Source organism: Burkholderia lata, assembly GCF_902499025.1.
Lineage (GTDB): Bacteria > Pseudomonadota > Gammaproteobacteria > Burkholderiales > Burkholderiaceae > Burkholderia > Burkholderia lata_C.
The window spans coordinates 15,033-32,932 of record NZ_CABVPW010000047.1 but is presented as its reverse complement, the minus strand read 5'-3'; the positions used below and the strand labels follow the sequence as shown (position 1 = coordinate 32,932).

The 17,900-nt window shown below is 67.1% G+C and carries 19 protein-coding genes; 7 read left to right on the top strand and 12 right to left on the bottom strand.

From position 1 onward, the window contains the following. The first annotated feature begins 1 nt into the window (after position 1). Positions 2 to 829, top strand: coding sequence for a bifunctional DNA-formamidopyrimidine glycosylase/DNA-(apurinic or apyrimidinic site) lyase (gene mutM / locus BDI24065_RS34430; RefSeq protein WP_175034942.1), 828 nt, complete (start codon positions 2 to 4; stop codon positions 827 to 829). A gap of 24 nt (positions 830 to 853) precedes the next feature. Continuing rightward, entirely contained in the window at positions 854 to 1,960 is a 1,107-nt protein-coding gene (mutY, locus tag BDI24065_RS34425) for an A/G-specific adenine glycosylase (RefSeq protein ID WP_175034941.1), read from the top strand. 220 nt (positions 1,961 to 2,180) lie between these two features. Here mutY and BDI24065_RS34420 read toward each other — a convergent pair whose 3' ends face one another. From BDI24065_RS34420 to kdsD, 11 genes are all read right to left on the bottom strand, one after another. Beyond that, positions 2,181 to 2,816 (bottom strand): LON peptidase substrate-binding domain-containing protein, encoded by a 636-nt coding sequence (locus BDI24065_RS34420; RefSeq protein ID WP_175034940.1) that lies wholly within the window; start codon positions 2,814 to 2,816, stop codon positions 2,181 to 2,183. Positions 2,817 to 2,843: 27 nt separating this feature from the next. Then, entirely contained in the window at positions 2,844 to 3,752 is a 909-nt protein-coding gene (gene rapZ / locus BDI24065_RS34415; RefSeq protein WP_175034939.1) for an RNase adapter RapZ, read from the bottom strand. A gap of 75 nt (positions 3,753 to 3,827) precedes the next feature. Continuing rightward, positions 3,828 to 4,796 (bottom strand): HPr(Ser) kinase/phosphatase, encoded by a 969-nt coding sequence (gene hprK / locus BDI24065_RS34410; RefSeq protein WP_011353227.1) that lies wholly within the window; start codon positions 4,794 to 4,796, stop codon positions 3,828 to 3,830. 129 nt (positions 4,797 to 4,925) lie between these two features. Beyond that, complete coding sequence (locus BDI24065_RS34405) at positions 4,926 to 5,465, bottom strand: PTS sugar transporter subunit IIA (protein ID WP_011353226.1); 540 nt, start codon at positions 5,463 to 5,465, stop codon at positions 4,926 to 4,928. A gap of 168 nt (positions 5,466 to 5,633) precedes the next feature. Continuing rightward, positions 5,634 to 5,993 carry a ribosome hibernation-promoting factor, HPF/YfiA family gene (gene hpf, locus BDI24065_RS34400; protein ID WP_006477786.1) on the bottom strand — a complete coding sequence of 120 codons (360 nt, stop codon included), beginning with the start codon at positions 5,991 to 5,993 and terminating at the stop codon, positions 5,634 to 5,636. 158 nt (positions 5,994 to 6,151) lie between these two features. After that, positions 6,152 to 7,657 (bottom strand): RNA polymerase factor sigma-54, encoded by a 1,506-nt coding sequence (locus tag BDI24065_RS34395; RefSeq protein ID WP_175034961.1) that lies wholly within the window; start codon positions 7,655 to 7,657, stop codon positions 6,152 to 6,154. Between the two features lie 160 nt (positions 7,658 to 7,817). Continuing rightward, entirely contained in the window at positions 7,818 to 8,594 is a 777-nt protein-coding gene (lptB, locus tag BDI24065_RS34390; protein ID WP_174937845.1) for an LPS export ABC transporter ATP-binding protein, read from the bottom strand. Then, complete coding sequence (gene lptA, locus BDI24065_RS34385) at positions 8,591 to 9,256, bottom strand: lipopolysaccharide transport periplasmic protein LptA (protein ID WP_175034938.1); 666 nt, start codon at positions 9,254 to 9,256, stop codon at positions 8,591 to 8,593. The genes lptB and lptA overlap by 4 nt, the downstream gene beginning before the upstream one ends. Positions 9,257 to 9,276: 20 nt before the next feature. Next, a complete protein-coding gene (gene lptC, locus BDI24065_RS34380) occupies positions 9,277 to 9,891 on the bottom strand; it encodes an LPS export ABC transporter periplasmic protein LptC (RefSeq protein WP_175034937.1) in 615 nt (204 codons plus the stop codon). A gap of 3 nt (positions 9,892 to 9,894) precedes the next feature. Continuing rightward, positions 9,895 to 10,431: a KdsC family phosphatase gene (locus tag BDI24065_RS34375; RefSeq protein WP_175034936.1), complete on the bottom strand. Its 537-nt coding sequence runs from the start codon at positions 10,429 to 10,431 to the stop codon at positions 9,895 to 9,897. Next, positions 10,431 to 11,414 (bottom strand): arabinose 5-phosphate isomerase KdsD, encoded by a 984-nt coding sequence (gene kdsD, locus BDI24065_RS34370; RefSeq protein ID WP_175034935.1) that lies wholly within the window; start codon positions 11,412 to 11,414, stop codon positions 10,431 to 10,433. Before kdsD ends, BDI24065_RS34375 begins: the two co-directional genes overlap by 1 nt. A gap of 125 nt (positions 11,415 to 11,539) precedes the next feature. Here kdsD and BDI24065_RS34365 point away from each other — a divergent pair, with 125 nt between their 5' ends. The 5 genes from BDI24065_RS34365 to purU all read left to right on the top strand — a co-directional run bounded on the left by BDI24065_RS34365 (position 11,540) and on the right by purU (position 16,697). After that, a complete protein-coding gene (locus tag BDI24065_RS34365) occupies positions 11,540 to 13,546 on the top strand; it encodes a monovalent cation:proton antiporter family protein (RefSeq protein WP_175034934.1) in 2,007 nt (668 codons plus the stop codon). 76 nt (positions 13,547 to 13,622) lie between these two features. Next, positions 13,623 to 14,189: an adenine phosphoribosyltransferase gene (locus BDI24065_RS34360; RefSeq protein ID WP_011353218.1), complete on the top strand. Its 567-nt coding sequence runs from the start codon at positions 13,623 to 13,625 to the stop codon at positions 14,187 to 14,189. 62 nt (positions 14,190 to 14,251) lie between these two features. Continuing rightward, positions 14,252 to 14,866, top strand: coding sequence for a LysE family translocator (locus BDI24065_RS34355; RefSeq protein WP_175034933.1), 615 nt, complete (start codon positions 14,252 to 14,254; stop codon positions 14,864 to 14,866). 6 nt (positions 14,867 to 14,872) lie between these two features. Beyond that, positions 14,873 to 15,739: an NUDIX hydrolase gene (locus BDI24065_RS34350; RefSeq protein WP_175034932.1), complete on the top strand. Its 867-nt coding sequence runs from the start codon at positions 14,873 to 14,875 to the stop codon at positions 15,737 to 15,739. 73 nt (positions 15,740 to 15,812) lie between these two features. Continuing rightward, entirely contained in the window at positions 15,813 to 16,697 is an 885-nt protein-coding gene (purU, locus tag BDI24065_RS34345) for a formyltetrahydrofolate deformylase (protein WP_175034931.1), read from the top strand. A gap of 111 nt (positions 16,698 to 16,808) precedes the next feature. On the opposite strand, the gene BDI24065_RS34340 is transcribed toward purU, so the two are convergent. After that, positions 16,809 to 17,894 carry an AI-2E family transporter gene (locus BDI24065_RS34340; RefSeq protein WP_175034930.1) on the bottom strand — a complete coding sequence of 362 codons (1,086 nt, stop codon included), beginning with the start codon at positions 17,892 to 17,894 and terminating at the stop codon, positions 16,809 to 16,811. Between the last annotated feature and the right edge of the window lie 6 nt (positions 17,895 to 17,900).

Here is a 17,900-nt window from a genome sequence, read left to right as displayed (position 1 = left end):
CATGCCAGAGTTGCCAGAAGTCGAAGTCACGCGCCGGGGCATCGAGCCCTTTGTCGCGGGCCGCCGCGTCGAGCGTGTCGACGTCCGTACCGCGATGCTGCGCTGGCCCGTGCCGGCCGGGCTCGCCGAGCAATTGCGCGCGCGCGAGGTGCTCGGCGTCGAGCGTCGCGGCAAGTACCTGCTGTTCGAGGTCGACGCGGGCTGGTTCATCGTCCATCTGGGCATGACGGGCACGCTGCGCGTGCTGCCCGCGGACGGCGTGCCGGTCGCCGCGAAGCATGACCACATCGACTGGATCTTCGATGAATTCGTGCTGCGGTTCCGCGATCCGCGTCGCTTCGGTGCGGTGCTGTGGCACCCGCGCGAAGCGGGCGACGTCCATGCGCATCCGCTCCTCGCGAGCCTCGGCGTCGAGCCGTTCTCGCCGGCGTTTACCGGCGCGCTGCTGCACGCGCGCACGCGCGGCCGCACCGTGTCGGTCAAGCAGGCGCTGCTCGCGGGCGACATGGTCGTCGGCGTCGGCAACATCTATGCATCGGAGAGCCTGTTTCGCGCCGGCATCCGGCCGACGACGGCCGCCGGCAAGGTCTCGCTGCCGCGCTACGAGCGGCTGGCCGACGCGGTGCGCGCGACGCTCGCCGACGCAATCGAGCGCGGCGGCAGCACGTTGCGCGATTTTGTCGGCAGCAACGGCGAAAGCGGCTATTTCCAGCTCGACTGCTTCGTCTATGACCGTGCAGGCCAGCCTTGCCGCGTATGCGGCACGCCGATCCGCCAGATCGTACAGGGCCAACGGTCCACCTATTTCTGTCCGACCTGCCAGCGTTGAAACCTTTTTTCACGATTAGATAACTTGAAGCCGCCCCGCATTGCCCCCGCTCCGTTCCCCGTCACCCCGCTGCATCGCACGTTTGCCACGCGCCTGGTCGCGTGGCAGCGCGAGCATGGCCGCCACGACCTGCCGTGGCAGAACACCCGCGATCCGTACCGGATCTGGCTGTCGGAAATCATGCTGCAGCAGACGCAGGTGTCGACCGTCATCCCGTATTACACGCGCTTTCTCGAACGCTACCCCGACGTCGCCGCGCTCGCTGCCGCGCCGACCGACGACGTGATGGCGCTATGGGCGGGGCTCGGCTACTACTCGCGTGCGCGCAACCTGCACCGCTGCGCGCAGGTCGTCGTCGCCGAACACGGCGGCGCGTTTCCGGCGACGCCCGACGCGCTGGCCGAGCTGCCGGGCATCGGCCGTTCGACGGCTGCGGCGATCGCGTCGTTCGCGTACGGCGCGCGCGCGACGATCCTCGACGGCAACGTGAAGCGCGTGCTGGCGCGGGTGTTCGGCGTCGAGGGCTTTCCGGGCGAGAAGCGTGTCGAGAACGACATGTGGGCGCTTGCCGAATCGCTGTTGCCCGACGCCGCGAACGCGGCCGACGTGAGCGCATATACGCAGGGGCTGATGGATCTCGGTGCGACGCTGTGCATGCGCGGCAAGCCCGATTGCACGCGCTGCCCGTTCGCGGGCGACTGCGTTGCCCAATCGACGGGCCGCCAGCGCGAACTGCCGGCCGCGCGGCCGAAGAAGGCCGTGCCGACGCGCAAGACCTGGATGCTCGTGCTGCGCGACGGTGACGCGGTGCTGCTCGAACGGCGGCCCCCGACCGGCATCTGGGGTGGCCTGTGGAGCCTGCCGCAAGCGGACGGTGACGCCGCGCTCGCGGAGCTTGCGCGCGGCTTCGGCGGCGGCGGCCCGGTGCCGCTCGCGCCGCTCACGCACACGTTTACGCATTTCCGGCTCGAGATCGAGCCGCGACTGAGCGACATGGCTGACGGCGGCGGCCTGCCTTCGGGGGCGAGGGACGCGGATACCGCGTGGGTGCCGTTGAGCCGGCTCGATGCGTACGGCGTGCCGGCGCCCGTGCGCAAGCTGCTCGATGCGCTGAGTGGGCCGCTGCTGTAACGAAGGGGGACGGGCGCGGCGCATGCCGCGCTTTCAAGGAAACTTCGGGCGCTCGTGGTTTTCCGTGCCGAAGGAAGTCCCCCTCGGTGGCCTTGCGCGAAGTGGCAGGCTGGGCGGGGGCGCTGCGGAAAAGGCCGCGCCGGGTTGCCCACCTCGAGGGAAGCCCCTCGCGGGAAGCCGCGTCCGGACGTCTCGCGTGAAGCGACCGGCCCGTGGCGCGCTATAACCAGCCGTGCCGGTCGAGCACGTGATGCACGGCGTCGATGCGTGCGCCAACGTCCGGAAACTCCATCAGCTTCTGCCGCGCGCGCAGGTCGAGCGGCAGCAGTTCCGCGAGGCGGTTCGATACCCAGCTCGGATCGTCGAGGCGAAACGGTTCGCCGAACGGCATTTTCTCCGGATCGGACTTCTTCAGTGCGTCGATGATGCGCTCGAGCACCTCGGCGCACGAGCCGAACTGCGCGAGCGTCTGCTCGCCGTCGAGCGGGATGTCGTCGGGCAGCGGTTCCGCGATGCCGACCAGCAGCCCGTTGCCTTCGACGCGATACGACAGCAGCTCGAAACGCTGCGTGCCGACCGCCTGCAGATAGAGCATGCCGAATTCACCGGTATCGCACTCGGTGATGCGTGCCATGCAGCCGATGGTCTCGGGTACCGACACGGCGCCGTCCTGCGCGACTTCGGGCCCGCTCTTCAGCAGGCACACGCCGAACGGCGCGTTGTCGCGCAGGCACGCGCGGGACATGTCGAGATAACGCGCCTCGAACACCTTGAGCGGGAGCAGCCCCCCCGGAAACAGCACCGTGTGCAGCGGAAACAGCGGCAGGTCGATCAGGGAGGTCGATAGGGAGGACATGGCGCGCTGATGAAGAGGCGGGCGTCGCTAGGGTCGGTCGACCGGTGAGACGAGCCGCGACGACGCGTCGACATCCACTGGCGCGTCACGATGCCGCACGATCACGTTCGCGTCGTGCGCAAGGCGCGCGGCGAGCGTTTCCGCGATGAACACCGAACGATGCTGCCCGCCCGTGCAGCCGATGGCGACGGTCAGGTAGCTGCGGTTGTCATCGCGGAAGTGCGGCAGCCATTTCATCAGGAACGCATGGATGTCGTCGATCATCTGGTGGACGATCGGCAGTGCGTCGAGAAAGGCGATGACCGGCTGGTCGAGCCCGGTGAGCGGGCGCAACTCGTGGTCGTAGTACGGATTCGGCAACGCGCGCACGTCGAACATCAGGTCGGCGTCGAGCGGCACGCCGCGCTTGAAGCCGAACGATTCGAACATCACCATCAGGTCGTTGTTCTTCTGCTCGATGAAGCGCTTGACCCACGTACGCAGCGCGTTCGCGCGCAGCGTGCTCGTGTCGATCTGGTGGCCGAACTCGGCGAGCGGCGCGACGAGGTGGCGTTCGCGCTCGATCGCTTCTTCGAGCGACGACAGCAGGCCGACGTCCGCATCGTGCGACAACGAGCCGGACAGCGGGTGACGGCGGCGCGTTTCGGAGAAGCGCTGGATCAGCGCCTGGGTGCTCGCATTGAGGAACAGCACGCGCACGTCATGCTCGCGCGACAGCTCGCGGATCAGGCCGGGCATTTCGTCGAGCGACGCGCTCGAGCGCGCGTCGATCGCGACCGCGAGCCGGCGCTGGCCATCCTCGGCGAGATAGCGGGCAAGTTCGGGGAGCACGTGCGGCGGCAGGTTGTCGACGCAGTAATAGCCTGCGTCTTCGAGCGCGTTCAGCGCGACGGACTTGCCTGAGCCGGAGATGCCGGTGATGAGGACGATGCGCATGGGAAGCAGAGAATCCTGACGTTTCATCATAGCACCGGCTCGACGCGTCGGCGTTGCGTGGCCGGCGCGTGTGGGTTACACCAGTTTGCCGGGGAATTGACTGTCGGGATCTTGCATCGCGAGTCGTTGCCGATCCATGAAATCGCGCAACGTGTCGATTCCGCGCAACTGCAGGATCGTGTTCCGGACGGCCGCCTCGACGAGCACCGCGAGGTTGCGGCCGGCCGCGACCTGGATCGTGACCTTGCTGATCGGCAAGCCGAGCACGTCGACGGTCTGGCTTTCGAGCGGCAGGCGCTGGAATTCGCCGTCGGGGCGCCGCACGAGCTGGACGATCAGCTTCAGCTTCATTTTCCGCCGCACGGCGGTTTCGCCGAAGATCGTCTTGATGTCGAGCAGGCCGAGGCCGCGCACTTCGAGCAGGTTCTGCAGCAGCGGCGGGCAGCGCCCTTCGACGAAATCGGGGCCAAGTCGGACGAAATCGACCGCATCGTCGGCGACGAGGCCGTGGCCGCGGCTGATCAGCTCGAGGCCGAGCTCGCTTTTGCCGAGGCCCGAATCGCCGGTCAGCAGCACACCCATCCCGAGGATGTCGATGAACACGCCGTGCAGCGTCGCGCGCGGCGCGAGGATGCGCGACATGTAGAGCCGCAGGCTGTCGATCACCGCGGCGGCCGACATGGGGGTGGTGAACAGCGGGGTCGACGAGCGCGTGCAGCGCAGCACGAGTTCGGGCGGGGCCGCGGCGCCGCCGGCGACGACGAGGAACGGCGGTTCGAGTGCGATCAGCTCGGCCATGTGGCGCGAGCGGTCTTCGTCGGTCTGCCGCTGGTAGTAGTCGATTTCGGCTTCGCCGAGCACCTGGATCCGGTTCGGGTGGATCAGGTTCAGGTGGCCGACGAGGTCGGCGCTCGAGGTTGCATTGCCGACGGTGTCGGCCGAAAAGCCGCGCTCCCAGCCTTCATGCCCCGTCAGCCAGCTCAGTTTCAGCGTGGCCGCGTTGTCGTCGAAGATGCTCTGGGCGTTGATGCTGGACGTATCCATGACTCTCGTCACTCCAATGGGCCGGTGCGTGCGCGCGGCGACGGACGTCGCCATGCCGGGCCGGCGCCGGGCGGCCCTGAACGGCGGCGTGTGCCGCCGCGTACGGGAAAATATTCCGCCCGGATCAACTCAAGGTTGCCACTGAGTGAGCAGGCGATGCAACTCGGCGATATCCGTTTCGTTGTGCAGACGCTCGCGCGCGTCGCGATCGGACAGCAGTTGCGCGATTTCCGACAGGATCTCGAGGTGCTGCTGGGTGGCTTGCTCGGGCACGAGCAGGAAGATCAGGAGACCGACCGGCTGGCCGTCGGGTGCTTCGAACGGGATCGCATCGGCGAGCCGGACGAACGCGGCGAGCGGGTGCTTGAGACCCTTGATGCGCCCGTGCGGAATCGCGACGCCTTCGCCGAGCCCGGTCGAGCCGAGGCGCTCGCGCGCGAACAGGTTGTCCGTGACGGTGCTGCGGGCGATGCCGTTCTGATTCTCGAACATCAGCCCGGCTTGTTCGAACACGCGTTTCTTGCTGGTGACTGAGAGGTCGATGACGACGTTCTCTATGGGCAGGATTTTGGCTAGGCGATTCATGTTGGCAGGCGATTGTGCGGCCTGGGGTCTCCTTGCGGCGGCAGACTGATTATCCATGTTCGGCGATATCAAGGCGTTCGGCATCGGCAACCTGCAAGGCAGCTACCGCATCCAGCGCCCCCCGGCGATAACCGGAACATTATAGAGCACAGCCGCGTGCGTGGCGCAGCGCGGACTGACCGGTTGCACCACTGCGCGGAGTCGCAAAAAAAACGCCCGGCGAACCGGGCGACGTATGTGTTGCGGTGAAGGTTATTGCGGCGGCAGTTCGATCTGGTCGATCGACGGTTGAAGCTTGATCGGGTCGTGCGCGTGCGTTTGCAGGCGCTCCATGTGCTTGACGACCTGGCGATCCAGCTTGTCGATCAGCAGGTCGATCGCCGCATACAGGTTACCGTTCGCGCTTTCGACGAAGATGTCCTTGCCCTTCAGGTGCAGATTGATTTCCGCGCGCTGCTGCTTGTCCTTTTCCTTGTGGTTGTCGACCGAGAGGATCACAGTGCCATCGATCACCTGATCGCTATGCCGTAGCACCCGGTCCAGCTTGGTGATCACGTATTCGCGAATTGCAGGCGTGACTTCGAGATGATGTCCACTGATCTTCAGGTTCATAGTGCTTCTCCAAGCGAGTGACCACGCGGCCGCATCGAGGCGGCGCTCCGGTCGACTTGCCCGTGCCGCACGAGGCGGTGTATCGCGGACAGGTCGCCCGGCCTGTTCCCCGTATGCGCGGTGGCCGGAACACGCCTGCCGCCGGGCAGGCAGCAGGCTTAAAGAGACTTGCGCAGATTCACTGCCGGGATCTTGAGGGCTTCGCGATATTTCGCAACCGTGCGGCGCGCGACCACGAAACCCTGTTCTGCCAGCAGCTCGGCAATGCGGCTGTCCGAAAGTGGCGCTTTTGGGTCTTCAGCTCCTATCAGTTGCTTGATGAGGGCTCGGATGGCAGTCGACGAGGCGGCGCCACCGGTGTCGGTCGAGACGTGAGATCCGAAGAAGTACTTAAATTCAAGCGTCCCGAACGGGGTCAGCATGTACTTCCCGGTTGTCACACGGCTGACAGTCGACTCGTGTAGGCCCAGCGTATCAGCAATTTCCCGCAAAACCAAGGGGCGCATGGCAATTTCACCGTGCGCAAAGAAGTTCTTCTGACGCTCGACAATAGCCTGTGCGACACGCAGGATCGTGTCGAATCGCTGCTGGATGTTTTTGATCAGCCAGCGTGCTTCCTGGAGCTGTTGCTTGAGCGAACCGGCCGACGGATCGCCGCGGCTGTTGCGCAGGATGTTCGCGTAGAGGTTGTTGATCCGCAGGCGCGGCACGACCTCCGGATTGAGTTCCGCGAGCCATCCCTGGCCGGCCTTCTTCACAATGATGTCGGGCACGACGTAGTCGGCCTCGGCCTTGCCGTATGCGGCGCCGGGGAACGGCTCCAGCGAGCGGATCAACATATGCGCGTCGCGCAGCGCGTCGTCGCTCGCCTTCAGGTGCTTGCGCAGCCGCGTGAAGTCGCGGGCGGCGAGCAGTTCGAGATGCTGCGACACGATCTCGAGCGCAAGCGTGCGTGTCGGGGACGGATCGAGGCGCAGCAGCTGCAGCTTCAGGCATTCGGATGCCGAGCGGGCACCGACCCCGGCCGGGTCGAAGCTGTGCAGCAGCGCGAGCGCCGCGTTCAGTTCGTCGCAGTCGATCTCCAGCTCGGGCGGCAGGTCGGCGAGCACTTCGTCGAGCGTGGCGGTCAGGTAGCCGTCGTCGTCGAGCGACTCGATCAGGAACATCACGAGCGCGCGATCGCGCGGGCCGGCCTGCGTGACGCGCAACTGCGCGGACAGGTGGTCGCGCAGCGACGTCGCCGCTTCCTGCACCTGCAGCGGCGGGAGGTCGTCGTCGTCGGATGCGCCGCTCGAGCGGCCGAATTCGTCGAGGTTCCACTGCGGGCCATCGTTGCCGTCGCCGGACGCGTAACCGTCGTATTCGTCCGCGCCGGCCGGCTCGTCGCGCTCGGCGCGATCGCTCGACGAACTGCTACTGTTTGTCGCAGTGGGCTCGGTGTTCTGTGCGGGCGGCGTCTGCGCGATCAACGATCCGTCCGCTGCGACGCGCAGCGGGCTCGCGATCCATTCGTCGTCGTTCTCGAGCAGCGGGTTCTGCGCGACGGCCATCGCGACTTCCTGCTGCAATTCGAGCGTCGACAACTGCAGGAGCCGAATCGACTGCTGTAGCTGGGGTGTCAGCGCCAGATGTTGCGACAGGCGGAGTTGAAGGCTGGCTTTCATGGCAAGGAGGGAGTCATACCGGCAGTGTGCCACGACCCAGGCGCGTTGAGCCATCCGCGATTACGCGCGGCGCGCCGCCCGGCCGCGGGCATGGCCGCGAAGCAGGGCACGGCCCCGCGCGGCCATGCCGGGCGGGGTGCAGCCAGCCACGAGGAGGGAGTTACATCCGGAAGTGTTCGCCGAGGTACACGCGGCGCACGCTTTCGTTTTCGATGATTTCGCTCGGCGCACCGGCGGCGAGCACCGAGCCGTCGCTGATGATGTACGCGTGGTCGCAGATGCCGAGCGTTTCGCGGACGTTGTGATCGGTAATCAGCACGCCGATGTTGCGCTGCTTCAGGAACTTGACGATCTTCTGGATCTCGAGCACCGCGATCGGGTCGACGCCGGCGAACGGCTCGTCGAGCAGGATGAAGTTCGGGTTGGTTGCCAGCGCGCGCGCGATTTCGACCCGGCGCCGCTCGCCGCCCGACAGCGACAGCGCGGGGTTCTCGCGCAGGTGGCCGATCTGCAGCTCGTCGAGCAGTGCTTCGGCGCGCGACGTGATCGCGTCCTTCGACAGCCGCTTGCCGTCTTCGCCGTGCTGCAGCTCGAGCACCGCGCGGATGTTTTCCTCGACGGTCAGCTTGCGGAACACGGATGCTTCCTGCGGCAGGTACGACAGGCCGAGCGACGCGCGCTTGTGGATCGGCAGCAGGCTGATCGAGCTGCCGTTCAGCGAGATCTCGCCCGCGTCGAGCGGCACGAGGCCGACGATCATGTAGAACGACGTGGTCTTGCCGGCGCCGTTCGGGCCGAGCAGGCCGACGACTTCGCCGCTCTTCACGTCGAGCGACACGTCCTTGACGACCGTGCGCGAGCCGTAGCGCTTCTTCAGGTTGCGGACGACGAGCGAACTCGTGGTGCCGGCCGGCTGGCGGTTCGGTAGCGCGTTCATTGGCCCGGCGCCCCCTGGATCGTGGTCGACGGCGACAGCTTCGCCGGCGCACCGTTCAGCGGCGCGGGGCCACCGTTCTTCGGCGTCAGCATCGCGCGCACGCGGCCGTTCGGGTTGCCCGGCGCGGCGACGTCCTTGCCGCCCTTCGCGGTGTAGAAGTCGCGCTGGCCGTCGTACGTGATCACGCTGCCGTGCACGGTATCGGCGACGGTCGACGTGCCCTGCAGGCGGCGCACGGTCGCGGCGGTGGTCAGCGTGGTCAGGTCCTGCTTGCCATCGTAGTCGATGCGCTCGGCGTCGCCGTCGATGTACTCGTCGAGGCCTTCGCGCTTCTGGCGGAACGTCGCGTGCTTCTTGCCGCTGCCGAACGAGGTCGCGTACTGATAGCCTTCCGGGTCCTGGCGCACTTCGACGCGATCGCCCTTGATGATGATCGTGCCCTTCGTGATCACGACGTTGCCGGTCGCGACCGTGACCTGCTTCAGGTCGTCATAGGTCAGGTTGTCGGCCTCGACGTTGATCGGCTTGTTCTGGTCGGCCTTCTCGGCATGGGCGAGCGGCGCCAGCCCGATCAGCGGGAGCGCCACGAGCGTCGCGGCAAGCGCGGCGCGGACGGCGCGCGCAGCGCCGCCGGAAATCTGTCGAGGGAACGGTTCGTTCATGCAGTCACGTGAGGGAAGCGTCACTTGGGTTGACCTTTCGAGCCGCCGGACGTGTCCGCGGCGGCGATCGTGCCGCGCACGTTGCCGTAAAGCTCGATGACCCGGGTGACGTTGTTGTACTTCATGCCGTCGGTCGCATTGACGAGCGACAGGCCGCGCTGAAGTTTAACCGGCTTTTCGGTCTGGATCACATCGTCATTGACGAAGATCCGGAAATGCTGGGAATCGGCCTGCATCTGCGGATCGCCGCCGCCGGCCACGCGCAGGATGCGTGCGTCGTCGTACAAGTCGACGATCGACACGTCGCCGTTGACGGTGCCGCGCTTCGAGGTGGTCGTCACGACCGGCTTGCCGGGCTGGAACGCGCGCATGGCCGGATCGGTCAGGTCGCTGTCTTCGGTGTCTTCGTAATGGATCAGCTTCGCGGCCGTCAGCCGGTACTGGGTCGAGCCGGACTGGTCGAGCTCGGTGACCGAGAAGTTGTCCGCGAAATAGTCGGGCGTATGGCGCTTCGGCTGCACGGTGCCCTCGCCGGGCGGCGGCAGCGTGGCCTGCAGCAGCCACCAGGTGATGCCCGCGAGCGCGGCGACCGCGACGAGCGGCAGCAGCTGGGTCCAGCGGAAATGCGTATTCATCCGTCAGGCTCCGCAGGCGGCCGCGAGCAGCGCGTCGTAGCGGCGCTGGGCGCGCAGGATCGCGTCGCAGACTTCGCGTACGGCGCCGTGGCCGCCGCGGGCCTCGGCCACCCAGTGCGCGCGGGCGATCACCTCGGGGTGCGCATTCGCGGGGGCAGTCGCGAAGCCGCAGCGCAGCATCACGGGCAGGTCGGGCCAGTCGTCGCCCATGTAACCGCACTGGTCGGCGGCGAGGCCGAGCGAGGCGATCAGGTCGGCGAACACGGTGAGCTTGTTCTCGACGCCCTGGAACAGGTGCGCGATCTTCATTTCCTTCGCGCGCGCCGCGACGATTTCAGAGCGGCGGCCCGTGATGATCGCGGTTGCGATGCCGGCTTCGCCGAGCAGCTTCACGCCGTGGCCGTCGAGCGAATTGAACGACTTCATCGTGTCGCCGGCCGCGGTAAACAGCAGGCCGCCGTCGGTCAGCACGCCGTCGACGTCGAAAATCATCAGCTTCACGCGGCTCGCGCGTTCGGCCGCAGTCAGCGCTGCGCTCATCAGATCACCTTCTTCGAAAACAGGTCGTGCATGTTCAGCGCGCCGATCAGCACGCCGTCGGCATCGACCACCAGCATCTGGTTGATCCGGTGGCGCTCCATCAGTTCCACGGCCTCGACCGCCAGGTGATCCGGTGCAACCGTGCGCGGGTCGCGCGTCATCACGTCGGTGATCGGCAGCGTGCGGAAGTCGCCGTCGCGCGCGAGCACGCGGCGCAGGTCGCCGTCCGTGAAGATGCCTGCGACCTTGCCGTCGGCGTCGACCACGGCGGTCATGCCGAGGCGCTTCGCGGTGATCTGGAACAGCGCGTCCGACAGCGTCGCGTCGAGCCCGACGGACGGGACGTCGTCGCCCGAGCGCATCACGTCGCGCACGTAGGTGAGCAGGCGCCGGCCGAGTGCGCCGCCCGGGTGCGAGCGCGCGAAATCTTCCGAGCCGAAGCCGCGCGCGTCGAGCACCGCCACGGCGAGCGCGTCGCCGAGCGCGAGCGCGGCGGTCGTGCTCGCGGTGGGCGCGAGGTTCATCGGGCAGGCCTCTTTCGAGACCGCGGCGTTCAGGTTCACGTCGGCGAGCGTGCCGAGGCTCGATTCCGCGCGCCCCGTGATCGCGATCAGCTTCGCGCCGATCCGCTTCACGAGCGGCAGGATCGCAACGAGTTCTTCGGATTCGCCGGAATAGGAGATGCCGATGAAGACGTCGTCGGAGGTGACCATCCCGAGGTCGCCGTGGCTGGCCTCGGCAGGGTGGACGAAGAAGGCCGGCGTGCCGGTGCTGGCCAGCGTGGCCGCGATCTTGCGGGCGATATGCCCCGATTTGCCGATACCGGACACCACCACGCGGCCGCGGCAGCCGAGCAGCAGCGCGACGGCCTGGACGAAGCCGCCGTCGAGCTGGTCGCGCAGCGCGCGCACGGCGTCCGCCTCGATGTCGAGCACGTCGCGGGCGAGCGCGAGCGCCCGATCATCATTGATTTTCGCTATCATGCGCGGAGTATAGCAAAGGCGTTTGTTCGCCGCGCCGGGCCTTCGGACTCGTCCGAGGTCGCCCGACCACCGCCACCACCCGCGCCCGCATTGCCGTGGCCCCGACGAACGAGGACGCTTCGCCTGTGATTTCCCCGCTCGAAATGACCCTGCTGCTGCTGCTGGCCTCAGTGGTGGGCGTCGTCGTATTCCGCTCGTTGAACCTGCCGCCGATGCTCGGCTACCTGACCGTCGGCATCCTGGTCGGCCCGCATGCGTTCGGCATCGCGGCGGATCTGGAACGGGCCGAGCATCTCGCGGAATTCGGCGTGGTGTTCCTGATGTTTTCGATCGGCCTCGAGTTCTCGCTGGCGAAGCTGAGGGCGATGCAGCGGCTCGTGTTCGGGCTCGGGTTGCTGCAGGTCGTCGCGACCCTCGTGCTCGCGCTCGTGCTGGGCGCGCTATTCGAGCACTGGGTGCACATCACGTGGCAGGGCAGCATCGCGCTCGGCGGCGCGCTTGCGATGTCGTCGACGGCGATCGTGTCGAAGATGCTCGCCGAGCGGCTCGAGATCGAGACCGAGCACGGCCGCAACATCTTCGGCGTGCTGCTGTTCCAGGATCTCGCGGTGGTGCCGCTCTTGATCGTGATCGCCGCGTTCGGCGCCGAATCGTCGAAGGACCTCGCGATCACGCTGGGCTTCGCGGCCGTCAAGATCGTGATCGCGCTCACGCTGCTGCTGGTCATCGGCCAGCGCTTCATGACGCGCTGGCTCAACGTCGTCGCGCGGCGCCGCTCGCAGGAACTGTTCGTGCTGAACCTGCTGCTCGTCACGCTCGGCGCGGCGTTCATCACCGACCGCTTCGGCCTGTCGCTCGCGCTCGGCGCGTTCATCGCGGGGATGCTGATCTCCGAGACGCCGTTCCGCCATCAGGTGGAGGAGGACATCAAGCCGTTCCGCGACGTGCTGCTCGGCCTGTTCTTCGTGACGACCGGGATGCTGCTCGATCCGCGCGTGATCTGGGAGCACCCGTTCCTCGTGCTCGGTTTCTTCGTCGGGCAGATCCTGTTCAAGGGGACGATGATCGCCGGGCTCGCGCGGCTGTTCGGCGCGACGCCGGGTGTCGCGATGCGCACCGGTATCGGGCTCGCGCAGGCCGGCGAATTCGGCTTCGTGCTGTTGAACCTGATCCTCGACCGGCATCTCGTCGACTCGACGCTGCTGCAGGCGATCCTCGCGTCGATGCTGCTGTCGATGCTCGCCGCGCCGTTCCTGATCCAGAACGCCGACCGGATCGTGATGCGGCTGTCGTCGACCGAATGGATGCAGCAGTCGCTGCAGATGACGCGGATCGCGACGCAAAGCCTGAAGCAGCGCGGCCACGTGATCATTTGCGGCTACGGCCGCGCGGGCCAGAACCTGGCGCGGATGCTCGAACAGGAAGGCATTTCGTACGTCGCGCTCGACCTTGACCCCGATCGTGTGAGCGCGGCCGCGGCGGCCGGCGAATCGGTCGTGTTCGGCGACGCGGCGCGCCGCGAGTCGCTGCTCGCGGCCGGTATCCACCGCGCGGCGGCGGTGGCGATCACCTATGCGAACACGCCGTCCGCGCTGCGCGTGCTGCATCACGTGCACGAACTCGAGCCGACGCTGCCCGCGATCGTGCGCACCGTCGACGATGCCGACCTCGAGAAGCTGCTCGCGGCCGGCGCGACCGAAGTGATTCCGGAAATCGTCGAGGGCAGCCTGATGCTCGCGTCGCATACGCTGGTGCTGGTCGGCGTGCCGATGCGCAAGGTCGTGCGGCGCGTCGAGGAGATGCGCGACGAGCGCTACAGCCTGCTGCGCGGCTATTTCCGCGGCGCGGACGACGCGGACGACGACGACCACGAGCAGGTGCGGCTACAATCGGTGCCGGTCGATGCGCGCGCGGACGCAGTCGGGCGTTCGCTGGAAGAACTCGGGCTGTATGCGCTCGGGCTCGAAGTCACGGCGATCCGCCGGCACGGCATCCGTGGCGTCGAACCCGACCCGCAGACCAAGCTGCGCGCGAGCGACATCGTCGTGCTGCGCGGACTGCCCGAGGCGCTCGCGCTCGCGGAGGAGCGGCTGTCGCGCCATCGGCGCGATTCGCCGGCCACGGCGGCGTGAGCCGCGATTCATAACCTGACCCGTATTTTTCGAAACGGTGCCCGATCTTCGCGCACCGTTTTTTTCGGAGAGTTTCATGCCGCATTCGTCGTCGGGCGCACCGCTCGATCCGGTCGCCTTCATCCACAGCCAGATCCGCACGGTGCCCGACTGGCCGCAGCCGGGCGTGATGTTCCGCGACATCACGACGCTGCTGCAGAGCCCGAAGGCGCTGCGCATCCTCGTCGACCTGTTCGTCGAGCGCTATGTCGATGCGAAGCTCGACTACGTCGCGGGCCTCGATGCGCGCGGCTTCATCATCGCGCCGATCGTCGCGTACGAGCTGAGCGTCGGCTTCGTGCCGATCCGCAAGGTCGGCAAGCTGCCGTACAAGACGCGCTCGGAATCGTACGACCTCGAATACGGCAGCGCGACGGTCGAGATCCATGAAGACGCGTGCCGCCCCGGCGACCGCGTGATCATCATGGACGACCTGATCGCGACCGGCGGCACGATGATGGCGGGGCGCAACCTGCTGCAGCGGCTCGGCGCGGAAGTCGTCGAAGGCGCGGCGATCATCGACCTGCCGGATCTCGGCGGCTCGGCGCTGCTGCGCAACGCGGGGCTGCCGGTTTATACCGTCACCGAATTCGCCGGCCACTGAACGCCGGCCGGCGGGAATACACGCCTGATTCCACCTGAATCCACGTTAGCAGCGAGGTCACGATGCCCAACTTCATGTTGTTTCTCGCCACGTCGATCGCGATCACGTTCGCGCCGGGTCCCGACAACCTGCAGGTGCTCGCACGCGGCATCTCGCAGGGCCGCGCGGCCGGTTTCGTCGCCGCGCTCGGCTTCACGGCGGGGATCCTGTTCCACACGACGCTCGCGGCGCTCGGCGTCGCGGCCGTGCTGCGTTCGTCGCCGGTCGCGTTCCAGATCCTGAAGCTCGCGGGCGCCGCATACCTCGTGTGGATCGGCATCAAGGCGCTGCGCAGCCAGGGCCTCGCGAATGCGCACGCGCGCCCGCCGCAGCCGCTCGGCACGATCTTCCGGCAGAGCGTGATCGGCAACCTGATGAACCCGAAGGTCACGCTGTTCTTCGTCGTGTTCCTGCCGCAGTTCGTCGATCCGCACGGCGCGCAGAGCGTGACGCTGCAGATGTTCGAACTCGGCGCGCTGTTCATGCTGCAGACGGCGGCGGTTTTCTCGCTGTTCGGCGTCGGCGCGGGCATGATCGGCGCGTGGCTGAAGCGCCGCCCGAAGGCCGGCGTGTGGCTCGACCGGATCGCCGGCGCGACGTTCATCGCGATCGGCATCCGCGTGGCACTGAAGGACTGACAGACGATGACGTTTCCGTGCATTGCGGCCGCGCGCCGCTTCGATCCGGAGGCGCACCTGCGTTTCGAGATCGCCGGCCAGGCGGTCGGCTGGGTGCGCCGCCAGGACGTCGCGATGCTGGCGCGCTGGCCCGACGTGTTCGAGCTGACCGACGAGCGCGTCGTGCTGTCGGCGCGCTACGACTCGGTCGACGCACGCAGCATGGCGCTGGCGAGCGCGATCGGCGCGCTCGCGGCCGAAGGCGCGATTCCCGGCTGGCGCGACGAGATCTACGCGATCCGCAACCGCTTCGACGATCCGCCGCTCGCGTACATCGAGCGCGCTGCGTCGCGCTTCTTCGGCACGCAGACTTACGCGGTGCATCTGAACGGCATCGTAGAATATGCGGTTGCGCCGGGCGAGCCGTCCGCCGCGGCCGTCCCGCAGATGTGGCTCGGCCGCCGCAGCGAGACCAAGGCAACCGACCCCGGCATGCTCGACAACGTCGTCGCAGGCGGGATCGGCTGGGGCCTGGGCGTTCACGAGACGCTCGCGAAGGAATGCTGGGAAGAAGCCGGCATTCCGGCCGAACTGGCCGCGCGCGCGATCGCGGGCCGCGCGGTGCAGGTGCTGTGCTCGCTGCCGGAAGGCACGCAGTCCGAACTGATCTTCGTGTACGACCTGCCGCTGCCGCGCGACTTCGCGCCGCGCAACCAGGACGGCGAAGTGGCCGAGCACCTGCTGGCCGGCGTGCCCGAGGTGATCGGCTGGCTGCGCGCCGGCTGTGCGACGATGGATGCGAGCCTCGCGACGCTCGACACGCTGCTGCGCCACCGCTGGATCCCGGCGGCCGACGCGGCGGGCATCGACGCCCTGTTCGCACCGGCCGCGTGACGCGTGCCGCGCACGCAGCCTGGCGGCGCGAACGGGCAATTTGACGAATACGGAAACGAAGGGAGTAGCGGTCATGCCGACCGATCACAGCTTTATCTTGAAACTGTCGTGCCCCGACCGGCACGGCATCGTCCATGCGGTCTCGGGCTTCCTGTTCGAGCGCAGCAACAACATCCTCGATTCCGCGCAGTTCGGCGACAGCCGCACCAGCGAGTTCTTCATGCGCGTGCACTTCGAGCAGGACGGCGGCGGCGCGGATGCCGCGACGGCGCTCGACACGCTGCGCCGTGAGTTCGCCCCGCTCGCCGAGCAGTTCTCGATGCGCTGGGAAATGCACGACGCGGCCGTGAAGCCGCGCGTCGTGATCATGGTGTCGAAGATCGGCCACTGCCTGAACGACCTGCTGTTCCGCTATCGCACCGGTCAGCTGCCGATCGAGATCCCGGCGATCGTGTCGAACCACAAGGAGTTCTACCAGCTCGCCGCGAGCTACAACATCCCGTTCCATCATTTCCCGCTGATCGGCGGCTCGTCCGATGCCGCGAAGGCCGCGCAGGAAGCGCGCGTGCTGGAAGTGATCGACGAGCACCAGGCGGATCTCGTCGTGCTCGCGCGCTACATGCAGATCCTGTCGCCGAACCTGTGCAAGCAGCTCGCCGGCCGCGCGATCAACATCCACCATTCGTTCCTGCCGAGCTTCAAGGGCGCGAAGCCTTACTACCAGGCGTTCGATCGCGGCGTGAAGCTGATCGGTGCGACCGCGCACTACGTGACGACCGATCTCGACGAAGGCCCGATCATCGAGCAGGAAGTCGAACGCGTCGACCACAGCATGACGCCCGACCAGCTGACCGCGATCGGCCGCGACGTCGAATGCGTGACGCTTGCGCGCGCGGTGAAGTGGCACGTCGAGCACCGGGTCGTGCTGAACGGGACGAAGACGGTCGTGTTCCGCTGATTTGCCGGGCGCCGGACGGCCGGCCCCCGGATCGCCGGCCCCAACAAACAAAAACGCCGCGCCCTTCACGGGACGCGGCGTTTTTTTATCGCTTGCGACGGGCGGGCTGCTTCAGATCAGCCGCAGCAGGTACAGCTCGCGCTTCAGGTACGCATAGAAGATCGGCGCGGCGATCACACCCGGCAGCCCGAACGCGGCTTCCATGATCAGCATCGCGAGCAGCAGCTCCCATGCGCGGGACTCGATCTGGCCGCCGATGATTTTCGCGTTCAGGAAGTATTCGAGCTTGTGGATGATCACGAGGAACGCCAGCGACGCAATCGCGGTGCCCATGCTGACCGACAGCGACACGGCGACGATCAGCGTGTTCGAGATCAGGTTGCCGATCACGGGCAGCAGGCCGACGATGAACGTGACGAGCACGAGTGTTTTCGACAGCGGCAGCCGCTGGTGGAAGATCGGCAGGGCGACGAGCAGGTAGATGCCCGTGAACACCGCGTTGATCGCCGAGATCTTGATCTGCGCGAACACGATCCGGCGGAATGCGTCGGCGAAGCGCGACACGCGCGTGACGAGCGCAGTGGACAGCGGCCGGCGCACCTTGCCGTGCTCGACGCCGATCGCGATCATCGCGCCGATGATCATCCCGAACAGCACGTGGCCGAAGCCGCGCGCGACGCTCTTGCCGCTTTGCTGGAGCTGGTCCATGTGCGAGTGCATCAGCACCGCGGCCTTGGTCTTCATCTGCTCGACGTCGACGGGCAGCAGGTTCGCGATCCAGGCCGGCGTGCGGGCGCGGGTCTGCTCGACGATCTGCATCAACTGGTCGAGCAGGCTTTGCAGGTTCGGCACCGTGCGTTCGAAGTGTTCGATGATGCCGATCGTCAGGCCCGTCAGCCCGCCGACGATCACGATCGCCAGCAGCACGACGGCGACCCAGCGCGCGCGCATGCTCGTGGTGTGACGCTCGATGACGGGGGCGATCGTGTGGATCAGCTGGTAGACGAGCAGGCCGGCCAGCAGCCCGCCAAGCAGCTTGAGTTCGATCACGAGCCACATGGCGAGGATCGCGAACCCATAGCTGCCGATCTCGAGTGCCGACAGCTTCGGCAGGCTGAAGTCGCTCGTCAGCCGCACGCTGCGCAGGTGCGGTTCGCGATTCTGCGCATCGCGAGACGAGTCTGGTTGCTTCTCCATCGTGGA

Excerpts from the sequence above, each read along its gene's own strand:
- lptA (WP_175034938.1), bottom strand. The coding sequence starts at position 9,256 with ATGAACGAACCGTTCCCTCGACAGATTTCCGGCGGCGCTGCGCGCGCC.
- BDI24065_RS34350 (WP_175034932.1), top strand. The coding sequence starts at position 14,873 with ATGACGTTTCCGTGCATTGCGGCCGCGCGCCGCTTCGATCCGGAGGCG.
- BDI24065_RS34355 (WP_175034933.1), top strand. The coding sequence starts at position 14,252 with ATGCCCAACTTCATGTTGTTTCTCGCCACGTCGATCGCGATCACGTTC.
- BDI24065_RS34375 (WP_175034936.1), bottom strand. The coding sequence starts at position 10,431 with ATGAGCGCAGCGCTGACTGCGGCCGAACGCGCGAGCCGCGTGAAGCTG.
- lptC (WP_175034937.1), bottom strand. The coding sequence starts at position 9,891 with ATGAATACGCATTTCCGCTGGACCCAGCTGCTGCCGCTCGTCGCGGTC.
- BDI24065_RS34395 (WP_175034961.1), bottom strand. The coding sequence starts at position 7,657 with ATGAAAGCCAGCCTTCAACTCCGCCTGTCGCAACATCTGGCGCTGACA.
- lptB (WP_174937845.1), bottom strand. The coding sequence starts at position 8,594 with ATGAACGCGCTACCGAACCGCCAGCCGGCCGGCACCACGAGTTCGCTC.
- rapZ (WP_175034939.1), bottom strand. The coding sequence starts at position 3,752 with ATGCGCATCGTCCTCATCACCGGCATCTCCGGCTCAGGCAAGTCCGTC.
- BDI24065_RS34340 (WP_175034930.1), bottom strand. The coding sequence starts at position 17,894 with ATGGAGAAGCAACCAGACTCGTCTCGCGATGCGCAGAATCGCGAACCG.
- kdsD (WP_175034935.1), bottom strand. The coding sequence starts at position 11,414 with ATGATAGCGAAAATCAATGATGATCGGGCGCTCGCGCTCGCCCGCGAC.
- purU (WP_175034931.1), top strand. The coding sequence starts at position 15,813 with ATGCCGACCGATCACAGCTTTATCTTGAAACTGTCGTGCCCCGACCGG.
- hpf (WP_006477786.1), bottom strand. The coding sequence starts at position 5,993 with ATGAACCTGAAGATCAGTGGACATCATCTCGAAGTCACGCCTGCAATT.
- hprK (WP_011353227.1), bottom strand. The coding sequence starts at position 4,796 with ATGGATACGTCCAGCATCAACGCCCAGAGCATCTTCGACGACAACGCG.
- BDI24065_RS34420 (WP_175034940.1), bottom strand. The coding sequence starts at position 2,816 with ATGTCCTCCCTATCGACCTCCCTGATCGACCTGCCGCTGTTTCCGCTG.
- BDI24065_RS34360 (WP_011353218.1), top strand. The coding sequence starts at position 13,623 with ATGCCGCATTCGTCGTCGGGCGCACCGCTCGATCCGGTCGCCTTCATC.
- mutM (WP_175034942.1), top strand. The coding sequence starts at position 2 with ATGCCAGAGTTGCCAGAAGTCGAAGTCACGCGCCGGGGCATCGAGCCC.
- BDI24065_RS34405 (WP_011353226.1), bottom strand. The coding sequence starts at position 5,465 with ATGCCGAACGCCTTGATATCGCCGAACATGGATAATCAGTCTGCCGCC.